A 21,566-nucleotide genomic window follows, 5' to 3' on the forward strand; every position below is an offset into this window, starting at 1 on the left:
CGTTCTTACTCCGCGGCGGGAGCGTCTGCGTCGTCCTCGGCGTCGTCGCCGGAGGGGGCTGCCGGGACGGAGATGCCGATGAGGAGCAGCTCAGGGTCGTCGACCAGCGTCGCGCCCTCGGGCAGCTCGACGTCGCCGGCGGTGATGTGAGCGCCCTCCTGCAGGCCCTCAACGCTGACCTCGACGAACTCGGGGATACGCGTGGCCTCGACCTCGAGCTTGATGGTGGCGACCTCGACGGTCACGATCGTGCCGGAGAAGGACTCGCCCAGAACGTGAACCGGGATCTCGACCTCGATCTTCTCGCCGCGACGGACGACCAGCAGGTCGATGTGCTCGATGATCTGGCGCACCGGGTCGCGCTGGATGTCCTTGACGAGCGCCAGCTGTCCCTTGCCGTCGATGTCGAGGTCGAGCAGCGCGTTGGCGCGACGCACGATCAGGCCGACCTGGTGGCCGGGAAGGGCGACGTGCACCGGGTCGGTGCCGTGGCCGTAGACGACGGCGGGAATCTTCCCGGCGGCGCGCAGGCGGCGCGCGAAGCCCTTGCCGAACTCGGTGCGGAGCTCCGCGACGACCTTGCTGTCTTCAGACATGTTCCTTCTCCTTCAGGGCACGAGCCCTGGCCGGGCTTCGCGGTGGTCATGGTCGCTCTCGGCAGCACGCGCAGAAAGGGGCCGCCGGGCCCACGATCACCGCGTCGATAACGGAGAAGAGCACACCAGGCGCCCGTCTCCCTCGCCGAGGAACCCGACCACTCTACCGGATTTCCCGCGCAGATCCGGCCGGTAGGCTGAGCAGCAGCGTTCCCGGACACAAGGAGACCCCCGCATGCTCGACGCCGCTCTCATCAGCCACGGCATCCTCTGGTTCATCGGCTGCACGACCCTCGTCGCCATCGTGGCCAGTTTCGGGGCGCTCTTCTCGCTCGGCCGCGCCACCAACCGCAAGGACTGAGACGACCGCGGGGGCGCCTCCCGCGACCCCGGAGATCCGGCCAGAGCGAAGAGCGCATCTGTGCAGACGGACCACCGCCGCAGGCCTGGGCGCTGCCGAGACGGAACGATACGATGACTGCGTCACGGCAAAGATCGGCCGCAGCGCGGCACCCGCGACGCTCCCCCTCTTCACCGACCGTCAGGAGAATCGTGCCCGGATCGCAAGCGAACATCGGAGTCGTCGGGCTCGCGGTGATGGGATCTAACCTCGCGCGCAACCTCGCAAGCCGCGAGGGCAACACCGTCGCCGTGCTCAACCGCTCTCGCGCCAAGACCGACGACCTCGTCGCAGCGCACCCCGAGGCCGGCTTCGTTCCGGCTTACTCCTACGAGGAGTTCGCCGCGTCGCTGCAGCGTCCGCGCACGGCGATCATCATGGTCAAGGCGGGGGCGCCGACCGACGCGGTGATCAACGACCTCATGGACGTCTTCGAGCCGGGCGACATCATCGTCGACGGCGGAAACGCACTGTTCACCGACACGATCCGTCGCGAGAAGGCCGTGCGCGAGCGCGGCTTCAACTACGTCGGCATGGGTGTCTCGGGCGGCGAGGAGGGCGCGCTGCTCGGACCGTCGCTCATGCCGGGCGGCCCCGACGAGTCGTGGGAGACCCTGGGGCCGATCCTGCGCTCGATCGCCGCGGTCGCCGAGGGCGAGCCGTGCGTGACCCACGTGGGCCATGACGGCGCCGGCCACTTCGTGAAGATGGTGCACAACGGCATCGAGTACGCCGACATGCAGCTGATCGCCGAGGCCTACGACCTCATCCGGCGCGGAACCGGCAAGACGCCCGCGGAGATCGCGGAGGTCTTCGCGCAGTGGAACGACGGCGAGCTCGAGTCGTACCTCATCGAGATCACCGCCGAGGTGCTGCGCCAGACCGATGCGGCCACGGGACGCCCGCTCGTCGACGTGATCGTCGACGAGGCCGGCGCCAAGGGCACCGGGGCCTGGACCGTGCAGACCGCGCTCGACCTGGGCGTTCCGGTCTCGGGCATCGCCGAGGCGACCTTCGCGCGTTCGCTGTCCAGCCACCGCGAGCAGCGCGACGTCTCCGGCGAGCTGCCCGGCCCCGACGGCGCCCTCACGGTGTCCGACCCCGACGCCTTCATCGAGCAGGTGCGCCTGGCGCTGTACGCCTCGAAGATCGTCGCCTACTCGCAGGGCTTCGATGAGATCCGCGCGGGCGCAGAGACCTACGGGTGGGATATCGACCTCGGAGCGGTGTCGCGCATCTGGCGCGGCGGCTGCATCATCCGCGCGCAGTTCCTCAACCGCATCTCCGAGGCGTACGCCGCCGACCCGGGTCTTCCGGTGCTGCTGACGGCGCCGTACTTCGTCGAGGCCCTGGGGCGCGCTCAGGATGCCTGGCGGGAGATCGTGCAGATCTCGGCGGCGAGCGGCATCCCGGCGCCCGCGTTCTCGTCGTCGCTGGCCTACTACGACGGCCTGCGTGCCGAGCGTCTGCCCGCGGCGCTGATCCAGGGTCAGCGCGACTTCTTCGGCGCACACACGTACCGCCGCGTCGACCGTCCCGGCACCTTCCACACCCTGTGGTCCGGCGACCGTTCCGAGGTCGAAGCGGAAGACACCCACTGACCTCGCGCCGAATCATCAGGATTTTCTGGTGGGCGCGGGGCCATCGGCCTCGCGCCCACCAGAAAATCCTGATGATTCGGCAGAGCGGGCAGCGCTCATAAGGAACTCATAGGTTTCTCGCCGACAATGACGGGATGAGCGACGACAATCACCTGCGACGCCCCGACGGATCGCCGCTGCGCGTGCTGGCCGTCGACGACGAGCCGATGCTGACCGACCTGCTCTCGATGGCGCTGCGCATGGAGGGCTGGGAGGTGCGCACCGCGTCCTCCGGGCTCGAGGCCCTCCAGGCCGTGCAGGAGTTCGAGCCGGACGCCCTCGTGCTCGACGTGATGATGCCAGACCTCGACGGGATGTCCGTGCTCAAGCGCCTGCGCGAAGCGGGCAACCTCGTCCCGGTGGTCTTCCTCACCGCGAAGGACGCCGTCGCCGACCGCATCTCCGGGCTCACCGCCGGCGGCGACGACTACGTCACCAAGCCGTTCAGCCTCGAAGAAGTCGTCGCGCGCCTGCGCGCGGTCATCCGTCGCAGCGGCGTCGCCGCATCCGCGTCCGAGGAGTCCATCCTGCGCGTGGGCGACCTCACCCTCAACGAGGACAGCCACGAGGTGATCCGCTCCGGCGAGGAGATCGAGCTCACGGCCACCGAGTTCGAGCTGCTGCGCTACCTCATGCGCAACGAGCGCCGCGTGCTGTCGAAGGCGCAGATCCTCGACCGGGTGTGGAGCTACGACTTCGGCGGCAAGTCGAGCGTCGTCGAGCTGTACATCTCCTACCTGCGCAAGAAGATCGACGCGGGGCGCGCCCCCCTCATCCACACCGTGCGCGGGGTCGGATACATGATCAAGGCGCCCCAGTGACCTCAGCGGGGATCCGGTGAGCGTGCCAGGGCCGGTGGGCCGTCGCCCGCCGACCCTGCAGTCGCGGCTCATGGCCGCGGTCATCGGCATCGTCTCGCTCATCATCGTCATCGTCGCGATCGCCGTGAGCGCCACCCTGGGGGCCGTGCTCAGCGCGCGGCTGGACGATCAGGTACGGGACAGCGCGCAACGCGTGGCCGCCATGGCTCAGGAGAAGATCGAGGCCGGCCTGCTGATACGCGGCACCGACGCGGTCACCGCCTCGGCCATCCTGGCCGGACGCGAGGTGATACCGGGCACCCTCGTCGCGGTCGCAGCCAATCCCAGCACACCGGGCGGCCCGCTGGACATCACGCCGACCGGCGTGATCGTGATGCCGGTGGCCGGCACGAGCGACGGGCGGATCGTCGAGCTCTCCAGCGAACAGCTCGGCCAGATCGATCAAGCGCTGCGCGAGACGTCGGCGGCGACCACCACCGTCAACTTCGACGGCACCGGTTCGTACCGCGTCACGGTCGTGCAGAACCAGATCGCCACCATCGTGGTCGGGCTGCCCCGCACCGAGATGCAGCAGACCATGACGCGCCTGTTCACCACGCTGCTCACCACGACGCTGGGCGGTCTGATCCTGCTGGCCGTCACCACGGCGATCACCATTCGCGTGAGCCTGCGGCCGCTGCGCGCGGTCGCGGCCACCGCGACCCGTGTCGCCAACCAGCCGCTCGACCGCGGCGACGTGTCGATCCCGGAACGCGTGCCGGACTATGAGGCCGACCCCCTCACCGAGACCGGCGCGGTCGGCGCTGCTGTGAACAAACTCCTGGACCACGTGGAAAGCTCGCTCGGCGTGCGCCAGCGCAACGAAGAGCGCATGCGGCAGTTCGTCGCCGACGCCAGTCATGAGCTGCGCACGCCCCTGTCCTCGATCCGCGGATACTCCGAGCTCTCCCTGCGCGAGCGCGCCCTGCCGGAGACCACGCGGACAGCGCTCGAACGCATCCAGGCCCAGTCCCTGCGGATGACCGGACTGGTCGAGGACCTCCTGCTGCTCGCCCGCCTGGACGAGGGGCGGGAGCTCGTCCACGGCGAGGTCGACCTCACCCGGCTCGCACTGGAAGCCGTGGCCGACGCCCGCCCCACCGCTGCTGGCCACCGCTGGAACGTCGTGGTTCCCGCGGAGCCCGTGCATGTCCTGGGCGATGCTCAGCGCCTGCACCAGGTGTTGGTGAATCTGCTCGCGAACGCGCGAACGCACACGCCGGAGGGCACCACCGTGACGGTGACCGTGGCGCTCGACGGCGAGCGTGCGGTGCTCTCGGTGCACGACGACGGGCCGGGCATCGACCCCGCCCTGCGCGAAGACCTCTTCACGCGCTTCGCCCGGGGCGACCGCTCCCGTGCCCGGCAGACGGGCGGCACCGGGCTCGGCCTCGCGATCACGAAGGCGATCGTGGAGGGTCACGGCGGTGAGCTGGCGGTGTCGAGCGTTCCCGGCGACACCACGTTCGCGGTGCTGCTGCCGTTCGCCTACGCCGACGAGGGCGAGCCGGACCCCGGCGCGACCTCCTGATCTGATTGCCGCCCGCGCCGCGGGGGCGCAGCGCAAGACGGGTGCGACGCCGGCGAGGATCAGTACCCGGCGAACGCGTCGGTGCGCACCGCGCGTGCGCGCCGTAGCGCGGGAGCGAGCGCGGCGATCAGCGCGGGCGGACCGCTGACCAATGCCGTGCGGCGCGCGAGGTCGGGCACGGCGGCGGCCAGGGCCGCGGCATCCGGCCGCCCCGCACCGGCCCACCGCCAGCGCTCCGGCAGGGCACCAGGATCGTCTGGCGTGAAGACGATCACCGGCACCCCTGCCGCGGTGAGCTCGGCGCGGAACGCCACCTCGACAGCGCGGGAGGCCACGATCACCACGACCACGTCGCGCCCCGCCACACCGTCCCGCAGCTGGGAGACGAAGGGCGTGATACCGATGCCGGCCGCCACCAGGAGCACGGGCCCGCGCGCCGGCAGGAGGAAGTCGCCCCAGACGCCGGTCGCGCGCAGCTGCGCCCCGCGCTCGGCAGCGGCGAGCGCGCGCTTGAACGTGGATGCCGGACGCGCCGGATCCGCGCGGTGCGCGATGCGCACCTCAGGGAGGTCGGCGGGCGCGGAGACGATGCTGAACTCCCGGCGCGTGCCGCGGGGGTCGGGATGCGGGTGCGCCACCTCGAGCTCGAGGTACTGCCCGGCACGGAACGCCGGCATGCCGCGCGCGGCGAATGTGAGCTCCTCGACGGTGGGCGTCACCATCCTCCGGCTCTGCAGCGCGAGCCGGATCGCCGCCCGGCGCGCGAAGACGAACGCCACGATGTTGCCGATCAGCAGCGCACGCTCCTGCCCGAGGGTGAACAGACCCCCCACCGCGATCGGCCATCCGGCGAGCACACCGACGACGGCGGCGACCAGGATCTGCTGCCCGCGTCGCGGCGGGAGCGTCTGCGGCTCGGAGAGCATGAACGCCGCGAGGAACAGTGCGGGGCTCTGCGCGAGCACGAGGTAGGCGGCGGCCGCCACGTCGACGCCGAGGCCCGCGTCCTGCGCCTGGACGAGCTGCCGCAGCAGCGAGACGGAGACCACCACCCCGAGGAAGACGAGGCCGATGGCGACCTTCTCGGTGCGCAGCAGCACGAGCGTGCCGAGAATCACCACCGGGATGGCGAGAAGAGGCGTGCCCACCCACCAGGACGACCAGGTGCCCAGCCAGGACAGCGCGGGGAGGGAGCCGGCGATGGTGACGGCAGCGGCGCCGAACGCCGCCGGGTTGAGCAGATGCCGGCCGCGCACCACGATCAGGTGCTTCGAGGCGGCCGCCAGCGCGCCGGCGAGAGCCAGGCCGGCGAGCGCGGGGGCATCGACACCCGGCCGCAGCACGAACAGCAGGATGAGGCCGGTGATCACCGCCGACTCGAACCGTGGGGCGCGGCCTCGCACGCGCTGTCCGACGAGGTCGACGGCGCCGCTGACGACGACGAGGACCACGGCAGACACGACGATCTCGATGGGCCCCGTCGAGCTCAGTGTTCCGGTGGCCGCGAGTGCGACCGCGACCACGGTGAGGGCGACAAGGCACAGCAGGACGAGCCGGTACATCGACAGCGTGCCGAGTCGGGCGAGCAGGCGCTGCCGCAGGCGGAGAAGAGAGGCGATCACGTCGGGGATTCCTTCGGTCGTCTGGTCCTGGCATTCGGGAGGGGCGACGGTGGGGCGCTCAGGGGATCACGACCCGGCACGGGGGCCGCCGGCCGGCGACCCTGTGAACAGCTCGAACGGGCATCCGGGCGAACGCTCGATGCGGCCGTCGGTGCTCATTCTCGCCCACGCGACGCCCCAGCGGGACGCCAGTTCCGCGCCACCGGCGAAGAACAGCGCGGTCGAGACGGCATCAGCGTGCATCGCATCATCGGCGAGCGCCCATGTGGCGGCCCAGGTGCGCACCGGAAGCCCCGTGCGCGCGTCGAGCACATGGTGCAGCCCGTCGCCCCAGGCACGACGGTTGATCGCCGATGCGCACAGCGCCCGGTCCGCGACGTGGGCAACGCCCACCGCGCACGCCGGGTCGTAGGGGTGCTCGAGCGCGACGCGGATGCCCCTCCCCCGCGCCCGCAGATCGCCGCCGGCGTCGACGACGACATCCCCCGGGATCGCGGCGAGCGCCAGCATCACGCGATCGACGAGGCGGCCTTTTCCCAGCGCGCCGACGTCGATGATCGCGGGCTCGGTCAGGCCGAGCACGCCGTCGCCCCAGCGGAGCACAGCACCCCAGTCCTCGGGTGCTGAGCGCGGCGCCCCGGCCGAGAGCGAGTAGGAGGGGTCGTAGCCGAGGGCTTCGAGGCTGCGGCCCACCAGCGGATTCACCGCGCCGGACGTCGCCGCGGAGACCTCCTGGAAGGCGTCGAGCATCGCGGCGGCGTCCTCGGGCTCCGCGACGTCCCCACCGGTTCGCCCCAGGCGGGCGACGACCGTGTCGGCGCGGAATCGCGACCACGTCCGGTCGAAACCGGCGATCACCGCCTCGACCGCGGCGCGAGCGGAAGCCGGAAGCGGCTCTGCGGTCTCGATCTCCCAGCGGGTGCCGATCGCCTCGAAGGCCAGCACGGCCATCGTGGTCAGCCGGCGGCCTGGTCTTTGATCGCCTCGACGGCGGCGTTGAAGCCGCCGCTGGTGAGCGAGGATCCCGCGACGCGGTGCACGTCCAGGTCGTCGATCGGGACGCCGACCACTTCCTCGGCGATGCCGGAGATGAACTGTCCCTGGTACTGGGCGCTCTCGCGGGCGACCGGGTCGCCGACCACCTCGACGTCCGTGACCACGCCGTCGGCGAGGGTGAGGGTCACCTCGACCGTCTCCAGCGTCTCGGGGGTCTGGTAGGTGCCGTCGGCGACATAGGTGCCGTCGACGTAGGGGCTCGTGCTCACGGCGTCTGCGGCCGGGGTCGTGGCGGCCTCCGACGCCTCGGGGGTCGATGAGACGGCGCTGGGCGCGTCGGCCGGCGTCTGCTCCTCGGCCTCTGCGGCTCCGGAGCAGCCGGCGAGCACGAGCACCGAGGCGGCGCCGGCGAGAGCAGCACCCGAGCGGATGCGGGCGGGGACGGTCGTGCGGGTCATGGCGGTCCTCCCGTTTGATTGCGGTGAGCCGAGGCTACGGACCCGACCTATGCGGCCCCTGGCCGGTTCCCGTGGGGATCCTGTGCCCGCATGCCGACGCCGGGGGGCGGAAGCCTCCGGCATCGGGTAGCGTTGGCCGGCTATGGACAAGACAACTGGCTGGCGTCCCCTCATCGCGGCCCTTGCCAACCCCGACGTGCGCCACGCGGCTGCGCGTCTCATGCTGGGGGCGACCCTCGACGACGCTCTCGGCGATCATTCGCCCTCCCGGCGGCGTCGCATCCGTGACACCCTCGTGCACGCCGGCCTCGCCGATGCCGACACCGGGCTGTTCCGCGATGGCGCTTTCCGCGCCGTCCTCGCCCAGGCCCCGGTCCGCAAGAAGACCGGCATCGACCGTTTTCTCGACGGCACGCGCATCGTGCAGTATCCGGCGAACCTCACCGAGCGCGGTGACCTGCTCGCGTGGGTGGCGGAGCGGGCTGTCGCGGTGGGCGAGGAGATCGACGAGCCGACGCTCAACCAGCGGCTGCTGCCCTTCCACGACGACGTGGCTGTCCTGCGCCGATATCTGGTCGACGGCGAACTGCTCGAACGACGCGTCGACGGCACGCAGTATGCCCGGACTGCGGCGCCGCCCCGGCCCTGACACGAGAACAGGCGGATGGCCGGAGAACAGGAGGTTGCTGTTAGCCTCTGCCTGTTCTGCGGCCATCCGCCTGCTCGTGCGGACGGACGGTTCTGACGGACGGGGCGTGGTGCGCCTCAGGCCTCGCCGCCGAACATGCTCGTGACGGAGCCGTCCTCGAAGACCTCCTGGATCGCGCGGGCCAGCAGCGGAGCGATCGGCAGGACGCGCAGGCCGGGGAACTCCTTGGTCAGCGGCACCGTGTCGGTGACGACGACCTCGTCGATCGAGTCGTCCTGCAGGCGCTCGGTGGCCGGGTCGCTGAAGATCGCGTGGGTGGCGGCGACGATCACCTTACGGGCACCGTTGGCCTTGAGAGCCTGCGCCGCCTTGACGATCGTGCCGCCGGTGTCGATCATGTCGTCGACGAGGAGACACGTGCGGCCGTCGACCGTTCCGACGATGTCGTGGACGGTGACCTGGTTGGCCACCTTCGGGTCGCGGCGCTTGTGGATGATCGCCAGGGGCGCACCGAGACTGTCCGACCAGGTGTCCGCGACCCGCACCCGGCCCATGTCGGGGGACACGATCGTGAGCGTCTCACGGTCCTCGCCCGTGAGCGAGGACTCGAAGTACTCCAGCAGCACCGGCTTGGCGAACAGGTGGTCGACGGGGCCGTCGAAGAAGCCCTGGATCTGCGCGGCGTGCAGGTCCACGCTCATCACGCGGTCCGCACCGGCGGTCTTGAGCATGTCGGCCACGAGACGGGCGCTGATCGGCTCGCGGCCACGTCCCTTCTTGTCCTGACGCGAATAGGGGAAGTAGGGCGCGACGACCGTGATGCGCTTCGCCGAGGCGCGCTTGGCTGCGTCGATCATGATGAGCAGCTCGACGAGCCACTCGTTGACCGGGCCGCCGAACGACTGCACCAGGAACAGGTCGCAGCCGCGGATCGAGACCTCGAAGCGCGAGTAGATCTCCCCGGATGCGAACGTCCGGTGCTCGGTGGGGGCGACCACCGTGCCGAGCGCTTCGGCGACGGCGGCGGTCAGCGCGGGATGGGAACGACCGCCCGCGACCACGAGCCGCTTCTTGGTGCGGGCGACGAGGCCCGGAGCGACGCCGTTGTCTCGGTCGAGTGCGACGGTCTTCTTCTTACGCGCCATGTCCGTTTCAGATCCGATCGGGTTCGGTGGAGTCAGAGGAGAGGGACTCCGGTGGGTGCTGCCTCGTCCGTTCGAGCCGATCAGTCGTTCGAGCGGGAGCGCGCCGCGGCCTCCGCCGCCGCCGTCCCCGCACGGTTCTTCTCGACCCAGCCCTCGACGTTGCGCTGGGGTGCCACGCTCAGGGCCAGGGCACCAGCGGGGACGTCCTTGCGGACCACCGCACCGGCACCGGTCTTCGCGCCGTCTCCAATCGTAACGGGCGCGACGAAGACGTTGTGCGACCCCGTGTGCACCTCATCGCCGATCTCGGTACGGTGCTTGGCGATGTCGTCGTAGTTGGCGGTGATGGCGCCGGCACCGATGTTCACGCCGCGACCGATCGTGGTGTCGCCGATGTACGACAGATGCGGAACCTTGCTGCCCGCACCGATCGTGGCGTTCTTGGTCTCGACGAAGGTGCCGATCTTGCCCCCGGCGCCGAGGATGGTTCCCGGCCGCAGATAGGCGAACGGGCCGACGGTCGCACCGGCGCCGATCACGGCGAGCGTGCCGTCGGTGCGGCGCACCGATGCACCCTCCCCCACCTCGCAGTCGACCAGGGTGGTGTCCGGGCCGATGGTGGCGCCCTCTGCGACGACCGTGGCGCGCTCCAGGTGCGTGTTCGGGTGGATGGTGACATCGGGTGCGAGGGTCACGGTCTCATCGATCCAGGTCGTCGCCGGGTCGACCACCGTGACACCCTCGCGCTGCCAGCGCCGGACCACGCGGTCGTTGAGGGCGCGCGCGGCTTCGGCGAGCTGCACGCGGTCGTTGATGCCGAAGGTGGCGGTGACGTCGGTCGCGACCTCGGCCGCGATCGTCTCCTGCGCCGCATGCAGCAGCCCGAAGACCTCGGTCAGGTACATCTCCCCCTGGGCGTTGTGCCGCCCGATCCGCGGCAGCACAGCGCGCAGCTCGGCGGTGCGGAACACATAGACGCCGGCGTTGATCTCGTGAACAGCGGCTTCTTCTTCCGTGGCGTCGCGCTGCTCGACGATGCGGGCGACAGAGCCGTCGCCGTCGCGGATCACACGGCCGTATCCGGTGGGGTCCGTCAGACGCGCGCTCAGCAGCGTGGCGGCGGCGTGGTCCGCACGGTGACGCTCGATGAGAGCCCGGAGGGCATCGACCTCGAGGAGCGGCACGTCGCCCGAGAGCACCAGGACGTCACCCTCGAAGCTGTCCGGGAGGGCCGCGACGGCCACCTGCACGGCCCGACCGGTGCCGGGGATGTCGTCCTGGTCGACGATCGTCACCCCGGGGTACTCCTGCGCGAGCGCTTCCACGACGCGGTCGCGCTCGTGACGCACGACGACCTCGATGTGCGCGGCGTCCAGACGCTGCGCGGTGGTCAGCACATGCCCGACGAGCGAGCGCCCGCCCAGGGGGTGCAGGACCTTCGGCAGGCGCGACTTCATACGGGTGCCCTGGCCCGCGGCCAGGACGATGATAGCGAGGTTGTTCTCCGGCATGCTCCGCCGCCAGGACTCGAACCTAGACCTCACAGCTCCAAAGGCTGTCGTGCTGCCATTACACCACGGCGGACCGCGACCGCCCCGTCGGGCGATGCCGCCCGACCAGTCTGCCACGGGCGGCCCCACAAGACGGTGCGCGCCGAGTGCGATGATGTGATCATGACGGCGCACGACGACCCTCTCGCCCCGGACGACGCGGCGGCGCGCGACGAGGTCGACCGCATCGTCGCGGCGTGGATCGCCCAGCGCCCCGACCTCGACGTCGCCCCCCTGGAAGTGCTCTCGCGCGTCGACAGACTCTCGCGGCAGCTCGATCGTGCGCGCAAGGACGTCTTCCGCCGCAGCGACCTCGAGCCGTGGGAGTGGGATGTCCTCTCGGCGCTGCGCCGTGCTGGTGCCCCCTTCCGTCTCTCCCCCAAGCAGCTGCTGCAGCAGACGCTCGTCTCCAGCGGCACGATGACCAACCGCATCGATCGGCTGGTCGGGCGCCGCCTGGTGCGACGCGAGGCAGATCCCGGCGATGGCCGCAGCGTCCTGGTGCTGCTCACCGACGACGGACGGGTGCGCGTCGACGCCGCGATCACCCGCCTCGTCGACGCTGAGGCTGCGCTGCTCGCCGGGCTGAGCCGCTCCGACCGTGAGCGCCTCGCAGCCCTGCTCCGCAAGCTGAGCCTGACCTTCGAGCGCTGAGCCCGCCGGCCCAGGGTCCCCGTCGCCGGAGCGGCGCCGGGGCGGTGGGAGAATGACACGATGCCCATGCCCTCTCCCCTGCCTGTGCGTGACGGTGTGGGCGCGACCCGGCTGCACGTGCCGCTGACGGGGCCCTGGGCCACGGTCGCCGACTACGTGATCGAGCGCTTCGGGCACCTCGACGCGGAGCAGCTCCGTGCGCGTTTTCGTGGCGGCGAGATGGTGGGAGCGGACGGCGCCCCCCTCACGGAGGAGACCCCGCTGGGCGCGGTGGAGTTCATCTGGTACTACCGCGAGCCCCCGGTCGAGCAGGCCGTGCCGTTCACCGAGGAGATCCTGCACATCGACGATGACCTCGTCGTGATCGACAAGCCGCATTTCCTCCCCACCACCCCCGGCGGGAAGTACCTGCAGAACTCCGCGCTGATCCGGCTGCGCCGCCGCCTGGACAACCCCGACCTCACGCCCATCCACCGTCTGGACCGCGCCACCGCCGGTCTGCTGATGTTCTCCGCCCGGCCGGCGACACGGGGCGCCTACCAGTTGCTGTTCGAGCGACGCGAGGTCGAGAAGACCTACGAAGCCGTCTCCGATCTCCCCGCCGCCTGGGACGCCGCCGCGCCGCGGCTCAGCGGGATGCCTTTCCCGGTGGTGTACCGCAATCGCATCGAGAAGCTGCGGGGCCAGGTCTGCGTGCGCACCGACAGCACGGGGGAGGCGAACGCGGAGACCCGGATCGACCTCATCGCGGCAGACGGACGCAGCCTGCACACTCTGCTGCGCCCCCACACCGGAAAGATGCACCAGCTGCGCGTACACCTCGCAGCGCTCGGGGCCGGCATCCGCAACGACCCGTTCTATCCGGTGCTGCTGCCGGAGGCTCCGGATGACTACACCAGGCCGCTGCAGCTACTCGCCCGGGAGCTGCGCTTCGCCGATCCGCTCACCGGCGATGAGCGCGTCTTCCGTACCGGGCGGACGCTGCAGGACGCCCCCGGGTCCCCGCAGGGCTGACGCATACGGCCGCCGACCTCAGCGGGCCTGGTGGGAATCGCTCGATGCTGACGGGTCGGTCCGCAAGCATCTCTATCGCCGTAAATACAGGGTTGGCACGCACAGCTCCGGCTCACTATGCTCGCCGCAGGTTACCCCCCGACCGAGATCACGGATCCGCGGTCATCGGCCGCGTCTTCGCGATCGATCGTCCCATCCATCGGTGACCGGGTCACCTCTGCAAGAAAGCAGTATCCAGATGCACACTCGAAAGACTCCGCTGTGGCGCGCGGCAGCAACGACAATCGCGCTCAGCGCCGCCCTTGTGGTCGGCGCAGCCGCCCCGTCATACGCGGTCGAGGCCGCCCCGACCGCCGCCGCGGCGGCGGCCAAGTGGAATGACAGCGGGCACAAGCACGACCACTCCTCGCACAAGCACGGGCATTCCTCGCACAAGCACAACTGCAGCGCGATCACGCCGTGCGCCGGTTCGTGCGGGGGCTGGCAGACCGTGACACCCTGCTCCTACAGCAATCCCCTCGCTCAGCTCATCGCGCTGAAGAAGGGGCTGCTGACCGGCTTCCTCGCGCTGAAGTTCTCCCCGTTCGGCTGCTGAGCGCAGCACCCTGACACGGTCCCGTCGCCGCCTCGCTCGGCACGGCGGCGGGACCGTCCCCTGGCCGGCCTGAGAGCTCCGGCCCTGGCCTCTATCCGGCCGAATCGTGAGTTGCCTGGCCGGAGAACGACTCACTATGCTCGCCGCAGGTCTCCCCCCCAGCCGAGATCCGAGCCCGTGTCTGCAGACACACGCGCCCGTGATCGCATTCCTATCCGCTGGTGGGCAGACCACCTCGCACGAAAGTGATCGTCGATGCACTCTCGCAACACGCGCCGGTGGCGCGCCATCTCCACGACCGCGGCGCTGGCCGTGGCCCTCACCCTCGGCATCGCCGCCCCCTCGCACGCGGCCCCGGCCGCGGCGACGCCCGCCGTCGCCCCCGCCACCGCTCCGGGGGCACCGATCGGAGACGGCGAGACCGCGCCGTCCCACACGATCGAGACGCAGATCATCCCGCTCTGCAAGGGGCCGGTCGCCGTGGCCGACTGGCTGTACAAGAACTTCAGCGACCACGGCGCAGACATCGCGAACTTCCTGAGGAAGAACGGCACGCTCCTGGCCATCGCCTCGATCGCGCCGTCCGAGAACCTCGTCCTCAGACTCGCCACGGCGGTGCCGCAGTACGCCCTCGCCGACGCGCTGTTCCATCTGCCGCCCACGGCGATCGATGTCGCCACCGGCTGCGGCATCAGCTGGGGCTGGCTCGACAGGGTCAAGCCCGGCACCAGCAGCTCGATCCTCGCGAAAATGTTCTACGGATGGTGAACGCTGCCGCGACCGGCATCTCCCGCCGCCGCGTCCTCCAGGGCGCGGTGGTGGGGGCCGGTCTGGTCCTCCTCGGCGTGGAGTCGCCGGCGGTCGCCGCCGATGCGTTGCCGGACTTCCCGCCGGTGCGGATCTACCGCGCCCGGTTCGAGAACTGGGACGGCGTGATCGTCACCGATCCGCTCTGGACGGCTCAGCCGACCGGTCCCGATGAGGTGCTCGCGGTGGTCAACTGGGCGTATCGGGCCGGTTACACGGTGCGCCCCCGCGGGTACATGCACACCTGGTCGCCGCTCACCGTCGAGCCAGCCCTCCGCGGCGAGGAGAGGGTCATCCTGGTCGACACCACCGCGCATCTCACCGGCATGGTGATCCCGGCCGCGCACCGGGTCACCGTCGGCGCGGGTGCGCGCATGGACGACCTGCTGGCGTTCCTGCACCGCAACGGATACGCTCTGCCGGCCGCGCCCGCACCGGGAGACGTGACCGTCGGCGGCGTTCTGGCCGTGAACGGCCACGGCACCGGCGTCCTCGCGCGCGATGCTGTCCGGCAGCAGGGCGAGAGCTTCGGCACGCTGAGCAATCTGGTCACAGCGCTCACCGCGGTGGTGTGGGACCACGAGGCCGACGCCTACGTCGCGCGGACGTTCGACCGGTCGGATCCGGACGCCAAGGCGTTCCTCACCGGCATCGGACGCACCTTCCTGCTGGACGTGACACTGCAGACGACAGCGGCCTACCACCTGCGTTGCCGGTGCTCGACGAGCATCTCCGTCCGGGAGCTGTTCGCCGCCCCGGAATACGCCGGTCGACGCAGCCTCGCTCGTCTCCTCGACGCTCACGGCAGGGTCGGGCTGATCTGGTACGCGTTCACCGAGTACCCGTGGGTGCAGACGTGGAGCGTGGCCCCGAGCCGCCCCCTGCTGTCGCGTCGCACCTTCGGCCCGTACAACTTCCCGTTCGCCGACCGGCTCCCCCGGAAGGTCGCCGACCTCATCGCCCGCATCGTGCGCGGTGAGGACTATCTGGCCCCTCTGTCCGGCCCGGCGATCTCCGCTGCGACGGCTGCGGGCCTGACGGCCACAGCGGCCCGCGACATGTGGGGGCCCGCGAAGGACTTCATTCATTTCGTGCAGCCGACGACACTGCGCGTCAGCGCGGGAAGTCACGCCGTGATCGTTCGCCGGGAAGACGTGCAGCGCGTGGTGCACGAGTTCTCAACCTGGGTGACCGAGACCATCCACCGCCATCAGCAGGCCGGCCGCTACCCGCTGAACAGCTGCGTGGAGATCCGCGTCACGGGCGTCGATCGGCCGGACGAGGTCGACGTCGCCGGCGCAGAAGCACCGGCTCTCTCCGCCGCCCGCCCGGTCGACGGCCGACCGGAGCTCGACACCGTGGTGTGGCTGGACGCCCTCACGCTGCCCGGCACGGCGCACGAGTTCACCTTCTTCGCCGAGATGGAGGAGTTCATCCGCACGAACTATGCCGCATGGGCGGTGACCCGGCCGGAGTGGGCGAAGCGCTGGGCCACGACAGAAGCCGGGCCGTGGACAGACGAGCGCGTGATCGCCGAGGACATCCCGGCGGCTTTCCCGGAGTGGGAGTGGACGCGTCGCACCTTCGACGCCTACGACCCTGCTCGGCTCTTCACCAACCCGCTCCTGGACCGGGTAATGCCGCGGAGCTGACGCCTCCGCCAGAACGACCGGCCGTCGAGCAGGATCGCGCCTCCTCTCGACGGTCGGTCCCGCCGTGCCAGCGGGGTCGGCGGCGACACGATCGACGCCGGGCCAGGTTAGCCTTGCCTCAGTACTCCTCTGATCGAAAGGCTCCCCATGGGCTTCCACGATGCACGCAAGGTCGTCGGCCTCTACACCGCGGAGGTGCTGCGCTCCGAGCGCGTCTCCCCCCACATGGTCCGCATCACCTTCGCCGGCGAGGACCTGACGCGGCTGCCGCAGCGCGGGTTCGACCACTGGTTCCGCCTCCTGCTGCCGCAGGACGGCGTCGAGCTCGACGTCAGCCGCATGCCGGAGCAGTTCGGCTTCGCCGCCTATCTCAAGTACCTCACGATGAAGGCCGGGGAGCGTCCGGTCATCCGCAACTACACGGTGCGGGAGCTGCGCCCTGAGGCCGGCGAGCTCGACGTGGACTTCGTCGCGCACGGCGACGCCGGGGTCGCGGGGCCGTGGGCACAGCGCGCGGAACCCGGGGAGCGGATCGCGCTCGTCGATCAGGGCTGCGGCTTCGATCTCCTGCCGGATGCCGGTGAGACGATTCTCGTCGGGGAGGAGTCAGCCCTGCCCGCCGTGCTGGGCATCCTGCGAGACCTGCCCGCCGACGCGCACGGCGTCGCCCTCCTCGAGATCCCCTCGTCCGAAGACACCCAGCCCGTGGTCGCGCCCGCCGGGATGGCGGTGCGGTGGCTGCCGCGCGCCGACCCGCACGACAGGCCGGGCGCACTCGCCCTTGCCGAGCTCCGCGGTGTGGCGCTGGAGAACCCGGCGACCGCCCAGGCCTATGTCGCCGGCGAGCAGGCGCTCGTGGCCGAGGGCCGCCGGCACCTGGTGGCTGCCGGCGTGCCGAAGCCGCGCATCGCCTTCACGGGCTACTGGCGCTTCGGCAAGTCCGCCCAGTAGCCCCCTTCCCCGCCTTCCCCGAATCCGCCCGCGCGGCACCGCTCGACCACACGGTGGTGCTCGCCCGGCGGCGCGGAACCGCAGCGGCGCGGTGGCCGCGGTTCCGCGCCGGGCGGATTCAGCTCAGCCCGGCGATCACACCGTGACCGTCGATCGCCATCCGCGTCGCCGCCGGGCTCCGGGGCAGGCCGGGCATGGTCATGATCTCGCCCGTGAGCACCACGACGAACCCGGCTCCCGCGCGCACCTGCACGTCGCGCACAGTGACGTGGAAGCCCCACGGAGCTCCGAGGCGATGCGCGTCGTCAGAGAACGAGTACTGCGTCTTGGCCATGCAGACCGGCAGCGAGCCCCAGCCACGCTCGGTGTACTCGCGCAGTGCGCGCTGCGCGGCCGCGGTGAACTCGACCCCGTCGCCGCCGTACACCTGCGTGACGAGGGTGGAGATCTTCTCCTCGAGGGAGAGCTCCGGGTCGTAGAAGGAGCGCACGGTGCGCTCCTCTGCGAGCGCCGCGATCACCTCATCGGCGAGCGCCTCGGCGCCCGCCCCGCCGTCGGACCACGCCGTGACGACAGCGGAACGCAGTCCCTGCTCGGCGCACCAGGCCTGGAGCGCGCTGAGCTCGGCCTCCGTGTCTGTGCCGAACCGGTTGATCGCGACGATCGGCTCGGCGCCCACCGAGCGCAGGTTGGCGATGTGACGGTCGAGGTTGGCGAGGCCCGCCGTGAGCGCGGCGACGTCTTCCGCGGCGAGCGCATCCCGCGCGACGCCGCCGTGCATCTTGAGAGCGCGGACCGTGGCGACGATCACGACGGCGTCGGGGTAGGCGTCGGCCTGGGGGGCGGTGATGTCGAGGAACTTCTCGGCTCCCAGGTCGGCGCCGAAACCCGCCTCGGTGACGACCACGTCGACCAGGTGCCGCGCCGTGTCGGTGGCGAGGATCGAGCTGCACCCGTGGGCGATGTTGGCGAAGGGCCCGCCGTGCACGAAGGCCGGATTGCCCTCGAGCGTCTGGACGAGGTTGGGCTTGATCGCGTTCTTGAGCAGGATCGCCATCGCGCCAACCGCGCCCAGGTCTGCCGCCGTCACCGGCTCGCGATCGAAGGTGCGCGCGACCACGATGCGGCCGAGGCGTTCCTGGAGGTCGTCGAGGTCGGTCGCCAGGCACAGGATGGCCATGACCTCGCTCGCCACGGTGATGGTGAAACCGTCTTCGCGGGGCATTCCCTGCGCGGGCCCGCCGAGTCCGGTCACGACGTTGCGCAGTGCGCGGTCGTTGACGTCGAGCACCCGGCGGAAGTCGACACGGCGGGGGTCGATGCCGAGGTCGTTGCCGTGGTGAATGTGATTGTCCAGCATCGCGGAGAGGAGGTTGTTCGCCGCTGTGATCGCGTGGAAGTCTCCGGTGAAGTGCAGGTTGATGTCTTCCATCGGCACGACCTGCGCGTATCCGCCACCTGTCGCCCCGCCCTTCGCGCCGAAGACCGGCCCCAGGGATGGCTCCCGCAACGAGGCCGCCGCGCTCACGCCCCGGCGGTTGAGACCGTCGGTGAGACCGACCGTCGTGAGGGATTTGCCCTCCCCGGCCGGGGTCGGTGTCATGCCGGTGACGAGGACGATCTTCCCCGCCGGACGCCCGACGGGGATGCCGGCGGGGTCGATCTTGGCGATGTGGTGGCCATAGGGGATGACGCTGTCTGGGGCGACCCCGAGGGCATGAGCGATCTCGATGATCGGTCGGAGAGATGCAGCGGCGGAGATCTCGATGTCCGAGGGCTGGGGCATGCCTTCAATCCTAGGGAGAGCAGACCTTAAGTGCGCGGGTCGCGGCCCGGACGGGCGCAGCGCGGTCCGGCCGGGAGGGATCGTCCGGAGAGCACCGCGCGATTAGTTGCGAAATGCGAACTATCTTCATATAGTTGCACTTTCGCAACCAGTGCGATGGAAGGACCCCCATCTCGATGAGCAGCTCTGCCCCCGCTGAATCAACGACCTCCACCGAGCCAGACGTCCTCGTCGGCAGCGCAAAGAACTGGGCCCTCGCCGGGCTGTTCCTGAGCATGTTCGTATCGATGGTCTCGATGAACGTCGTCGGCACCTCGATGCCGATCATCATGGGCGACATCGGCGGCACTCAGGCCGACTTCACCTGGGTCGTCATGGCCACGTCTCTCGCGTCCGCGATCTCGACCCCGATCTGGGGCAAGCTCGCCGACCTCACCAGCAAGAAGGCGCTGATCCAGATCGCGCTGATCGTGTTCGCCGTCGGCTCGATCTTCGCCGGATTCGCCAACGACCCGCAGTGGCTCATCGTCTGCCGCATCTTCCAGGGCCTGGGCGTCGGCGGTCTCGGCGCCCTCGGCCAGATCGTGCTCGCCGAGATCGTGAGCCCGCGCGAGCGCGGCAAGTACATGGGCATCATGGGCGCGATCATGGCGGTGGCCACGGTCGGCGGCCCGCTGCTCGGCGGCACCCTGACCGATACGGTCGGGTGGCGCTGGAACTTCGCCGTCGGCGTGCCGCTCGCGATCGCCGCGATCATCATGCTGCAGTCCACGCTGCACCTGCACACGGTCAAGCAGCGCATCCGCATCGACTACATCGGGGCCGTGCTCATCTCGACCGGCTTCTCGCTCCTCCTGGTGTGGGTGACCCTCGCCGGAAGCGCCACCGCCGTCGCGAGCGGATCGGCGAGTTTCGAGTGGGCCTCCTGGCAGACCGCGGCGATGGCCGGCGGCGGCGCGCTGATGCTGGTGATCGCCGTCTTCGTCGAGCTCAAGGTCGAAGAGCCCCTCATCCCCCTCACGCTCTTCGCGAACCGCACCTTCACCCTCTCCGTCATCGCGTCGATCGTGGTGGGCATCGCCCTGTTCGCCACGGCGGTCTACCTGGGTCAGTACATGCAGCTCGCCCGCGGCCGCTCCGTGATCGAATCGAGCCTGCTGACCCTGCCGATGATGGTCGGCGTGCTCGGCGCCTCGACGGTCGTCGGTCAGATCATCACCCGCACCGGCCGATGGAAGAGGTTCATGGTCGTCGGCTCCGTTCTGCTCCTGGTCGGCATCCTGATGCTCGGCGTGCTGCGCTATGACACGTCCTACTGGTACGTCGGCGTCGCGATGTTCATCCTGGGCTGCGGCCTGGGCATGACGATGCAGAACCTCGTTCTGGTGGTGCAGAACACCGCAGCCCCGGACGAGATCGGCGTCGCCAGCTCCGGCGTGAACTTCTTCCGCACTCTGGCGGGCAGCGCGGGGATGTCCGTGATGGGGACGCTGCTGTCGCACAACATCGCCGACTACATGAAGGAGGGCATCGCCGATCTGCAGCAGAACGACCCCGCTGCCTTCGCCGACCCCGCGGTGGTACAGTCGCTCGAGGCGCTGAAGACCGGCGCCATCCCGAAGATCGCCGAGTTGCCCGACGCACTGCGCGTCCTCGTCGAGTCGGCCTACGGGCACGGCATCGGGGATGTGTTCCTCGCCGTCTCACCGATGGCGGTGATCGCGATCATCGCGATCGCCTTCCTCCCGAACATCCCGCTGAGCAGCAAGACCAATGCGGAGCGGATGGCGGACATGGCGGCCACACGCGTGTCGGAGCAGTTCGAGAAGGACGAGGAGAACGTGATCTCGGTGATGGAGGCGACCACGGGATCGATCCCGATGCCCAGCGCGGCCGATGTCGAGCGGCGCCGCCGCAGCGCGGGATCCGGCGATGCCTGACAGCTCCGGCGACGGCGCCGCCGACTCCGTCATCGATGCGGAGACGGAACGCACCATCGGCGACATCGTCAGCGAGCTCTCCGAGGTCTTCGCCTTCGCCCGCAACCGCTGGCAGCGCTATGCGGAGGAGGCGGAGCCCGGGCTGCGCAGCGCGAATCTCTTCCTGCTGCACACCGTGAAACGGCGCGGGCCGATCACGCCGAGCGAGCTCAGCACGATCCTGGACATGGATCGCCCCTCGGTGAGCCGTCATATCGCCCGCCTGCGTGAACGGGACCTCATCACCGCAGAGGCATCGGCGGACGACGGTCGCGCTGTGCTGCTCACGGTAACACCCAAAGCCGAGGAGCAGCTCGCGGCGATCCGCACCCGCTGGGCCCAGGACTACCAGGACCGTTTCGCGAGCTGGGACCTCGACGACCTGCAGACCTTGCGCGCCGGGCTGCACCGCTTCAACCGCTCGACCGAGCCGGAATGCCCCGCGGCCGGCGGGTGCCCCGCGGAGCCCCCAGCGGGCGCGAACGGGGTGCCGGCGCTCAGCCCTGACGCCCCTTGAAGCGCGGGTTGAGCTTGTTGATGACGTAGACCCTCCCCCGGCGGCGCACCACCTGGGCACCCGGCTGGTTCTTGAGGGACTTGATCGATGCACGGACCTTCATGACGGCTCCTTCTGGACGGCGGAGGATGTCGCGACGGGGATGGCGCCACGGCATCGCGCTC

The 21,566-nt window shown here is 70.4% G+C and carries 21 protein-coding genes and 1 tRNA gene; 13 read left to right on the forward strand and 9 right to left on the reverse strand.

Going from position 1 to position 21,566, the window contains the following annotated elements:
- Positions 1-5: 5 nt before the first annotated feature.
- Entirely contained in the window at positions 6-596 is a 591-nt protein-coding gene (locus AC3RXY_RS12120; protein WP_491511185.1) for a 50S ribosomal protein L25/general stress protein Ctc, read from the reverse strand.
- A gap of 235 nt (positions 597-831) precedes the next feature.
- On the opposite strand from AC3RXY_RS12120, the gene AC3RXY_RS12125 reads away from it, so the two are divergent.
- From AC3RXY_RS12125 to AC3RXY_RS12140, 4 genes are all read left to right on the forward strand, one after another.
- Positions 832-957: a hypothetical protein gene (locus AC3RXY_RS12125; RefSeq protein WP_491511186.1), complete on the forward strand. Its 126-nt coding sequence runs from the start codon at positions 832-834 to the stop codon at positions 955-957.
- A gap of 191 nt (positions 958-1,148) precedes the next feature.
- A complete protein-coding gene (gene gnd / locus AC3RXY_RS12130) occupies positions 1,149-2,597 on the forward strand; it encodes an NADP-dependent phosphogluconate dehydrogenase (protein WP_491511187.1) in 1,449 nt (482 codons plus the stop codon).
- 134 nt (positions 2,598-2,731) lie between these two features.
- On the forward strand, positions 2,732-3,457 hold the full coding sequence (locus tag AC3RXY_RS12135) for a response regulator transcription factor (protein ID WP_491511188.1): 726 nt from the start codon (positions 2,732-2,734) through the stop codon (positions 3,455-3,457).
- Between the two features lie 16 nt (positions 3,458-3,473).
- Complete coding sequence (locus AC3RXY_RS12140; protein WP_491511189.1) at positions 3,474-5,027, forward strand: sensor histidine kinase; 1,554 nt, start codon at positions 3,474-3,476, stop codon at positions 5,025-5,027.
- Positions 5,028-5,086: 59 nt separating this feature from the next.
- On the opposite strand, the gene AC3RXY_RS12145 is transcribed toward AC3RXY_RS12140, so the two are convergent.
- From AC3RXY_RS12145 to AC3RXY_RS12155, 3 genes are all read right to left on the reverse strand, one after another.
- A complete protein-coding gene (locus AC3RXY_RS12145) occupies positions 5,087-6,649 on the reverse strand; it encodes an FAD-dependent oxidoreductase (RefSeq protein WP_491511190.1) in 1,563 nt (520 codons plus the stop codon).
- Positions 6,650-6,715: 66 nt separating this feature from the next.
- Entirely contained in the window at positions 6,716-7,600 is an 885-nt protein-coding gene (locus tag AC3RXY_RS12150; protein WP_491511191.1) for an FAD:protein FMN transferase, read from the reverse strand.
- Positions 7,601-7,605: 5 nt separating this feature from the next.
- Positions 7,606-8,103: an FMN-binding protein gene (locus AC3RXY_RS12155; protein ID WP_491511192.1), complete on the reverse strand. Its 498-nt coding sequence runs from the start codon at positions 8,101-8,103 to the stop codon at positions 7,606-7,608.
- A gap of 142 nt (positions 8,104-8,245) precedes the next feature.
- On the opposite strand from AC3RXY_RS12155, the gene AC3RXY_RS12160 reads away from it, so the two are divergent.
- The gene (locus AC3RXY_RS12160) at positions 8,246-8,752 is read left to right on the forward strand and encodes a DUF2087 domain-containing protein (protein ID WP_491511193.1); all 507 of its coding nucleotides are present in this window, start codon (positions 8,246-8,248) and stop codon (positions 8,750-8,752) included.
- 116 nt (positions 8,753-8,868) lie between these two features.
- Here AC3RXY_RS12160 and AC3RXY_RS12165 read toward each other — a convergent pair whose 3' ends face one another.
- The 3 genes from AC3RXY_RS12165 to AC3RXY_RS12175 all read right to left on the reverse strand — a co-directional run bounded on the left by AC3RXY_RS12165 (position 8,869) and on the right by AC3RXY_RS12175 (position 11,481).
- Complete coding sequence (locus tag AC3RXY_RS12165; protein WP_491511194.1) at positions 8,869-9,897, reverse strand: ribose-phosphate diphosphokinase; 1,029 nt, start codon at positions 9,895-9,897, stop codon at positions 8,869-8,871.
- Positions 9,898-9,977: 80 nt separating this feature from the next.
- The gene (glmU, locus tag AC3RXY_RS12170) at positions 9,978-11,408 is read right to left on the reverse strand and encodes a bifunctional UDP-N-acetylglucosamine diphosphorylase/glucosamine-1-phosphate N-acetyltransferase GlmU (protein WP_491511342.1); all 1,431 of its coding nucleotides are present in this window, start codon (positions 11,406-11,408) and stop codon (positions 9,978-9,980) included.
- A gap of 1 nt (position 11,409) precedes the next feature.
- Positions 11,410-11,481, reverse strand: a tRNA-Gln gene (locus AC3RXY_RS12175).
- An 89-nt stretch (positions 11,482-11,570) separates the two neighbouring features.
- Between AC3RXY_RS12175 and AC3RXY_RS12180 the strand changes: the two genes are divergently transcribed.
- From AC3RXY_RS12180 to AC3RXY_RS12205, 6 genes are all read left to right on the forward strand, one after another.
- Entirely contained in the window at positions 11,571-12,101 is a 531-nt protein-coding gene (locus tag AC3RXY_RS12180) for a MarR family winged helix-turn-helix transcriptional regulator (RefSeq protein WP_491511195.1), read from the forward strand.
- Positions 12,102-12,161: 60 nt separating this feature from the next.
- Positions 12,162-13,115: a pseudouridine synthase gene (locus AC3RXY_RS12185; protein ID WP_491511196.1), complete on the forward strand. Its 954-nt coding sequence runs from the start codon at positions 12,162-12,164 to the stop codon at positions 13,113-13,115.
- Positions 13,116-13,353: 238 nt separating this feature from the next.
- On the forward strand, positions 13,354-13,710 hold the full coding sequence (locus AC3RXY_RS12190; RefSeq protein WP_491511197.1) for a hypothetical protein: 357 nt from the start codon (positions 13,354-13,356) through the stop codon (positions 13,708-13,710).
- Between the two features lie 255 nt (positions 13,711-13,965).
- Positions 13,966-14,478: a hypothetical protein gene (locus AC3RXY_RS12195; protein WP_491511198.1), complete on the forward strand. Its 513-nt coding sequence runs from the start codon at positions 13,966-13,968 to the stop codon at positions 14,476-14,478.
- A complete protein-coding gene (locus AC3RXY_RS12200) occupies positions 14,472-16,169 on the forward strand; it encodes a cholesterol oxidase substrate-binding domain-containing protein (protein ID WP_491511199.1) in 1,698 nt (565 codons plus the stop codon). Before AC3RXY_RS12195 ends, AC3RXY_RS12200 begins: the two co-directional genes overlap by 7 nt.
- Before the next feature lie 147 nt (positions 16,170-16,316).
- On the forward strand, positions 16,317-17,120 hold the full coding sequence (locus AC3RXY_RS12205) for a siderophore-interacting protein (RefSeq protein ID WP_491511200.1): 804 nt from the start codon (positions 16,317-16,319) through the stop codon (positions 17,118-17,120).
- 118 nt (positions 17,121-17,238) lie between these two features.
- On the opposite strand, the gene AC3RXY_RS12210 is transcribed toward AC3RXY_RS12205, so the two are convergent.
- A complete protein-coding gene (locus tag AC3RXY_RS12210) occupies positions 17,239-18,906 on the reverse strand; it encodes a formate--tetrahydrofolate ligase (protein ID WP_491511201.1) in 1,668 nt (555 codons plus the stop codon).
- Positions 18,907-19,082: 176 nt separating this feature from the next.
- Between AC3RXY_RS12210 and AC3RXY_RS12215 the strand changes: the two genes are divergently transcribed.
- Positions 19,083-20,846 carry an MFS transporter gene (locus tag AC3RXY_RS12215; RefSeq protein WP_491511202.1) on the forward strand — a complete coding sequence of 588 codons (1,764 nt, stop codon included), beginning with the start codon at positions 19,083-19,085 and terminating at the stop codon, positions 20,844-20,846.
- Positions 20,839-21,402: a MarR family winged helix-turn-helix transcriptional regulator gene (locus tag AC3RXY_RS12220; RefSeq protein WP_491511203.1), complete on the forward strand. Its 564-nt coding sequence runs from the start codon at positions 20,839-20,841 to the stop codon at positions 21,400-21,402. The genes AC3RXY_RS12215 and AC3RXY_RS12220 overlap by 8 nt, the downstream gene beginning before the upstream one ends.
- Here the strand turns inward: AC3RXY_RS12220 and ykgO are convergent.
- Positions 21,383-21,505: a type B 50S ribosomal protein L36 gene (gene ykgO, locus AC3RXY_RS12225; protein WP_023951906.1), complete on the reverse strand. Its 123-nt coding sequence runs from the start codon at positions 21,503-21,505 to the stop codon at positions 21,383-21,385. The genes AC3RXY_RS12220 and ykgO overlap by 20 nt on opposite strands.
- Positions 21,506-21,566: the final 61 nt, after the last annotated feature.

The organism is Microbacterium longlingense (genome assembly GCF_058349825.2).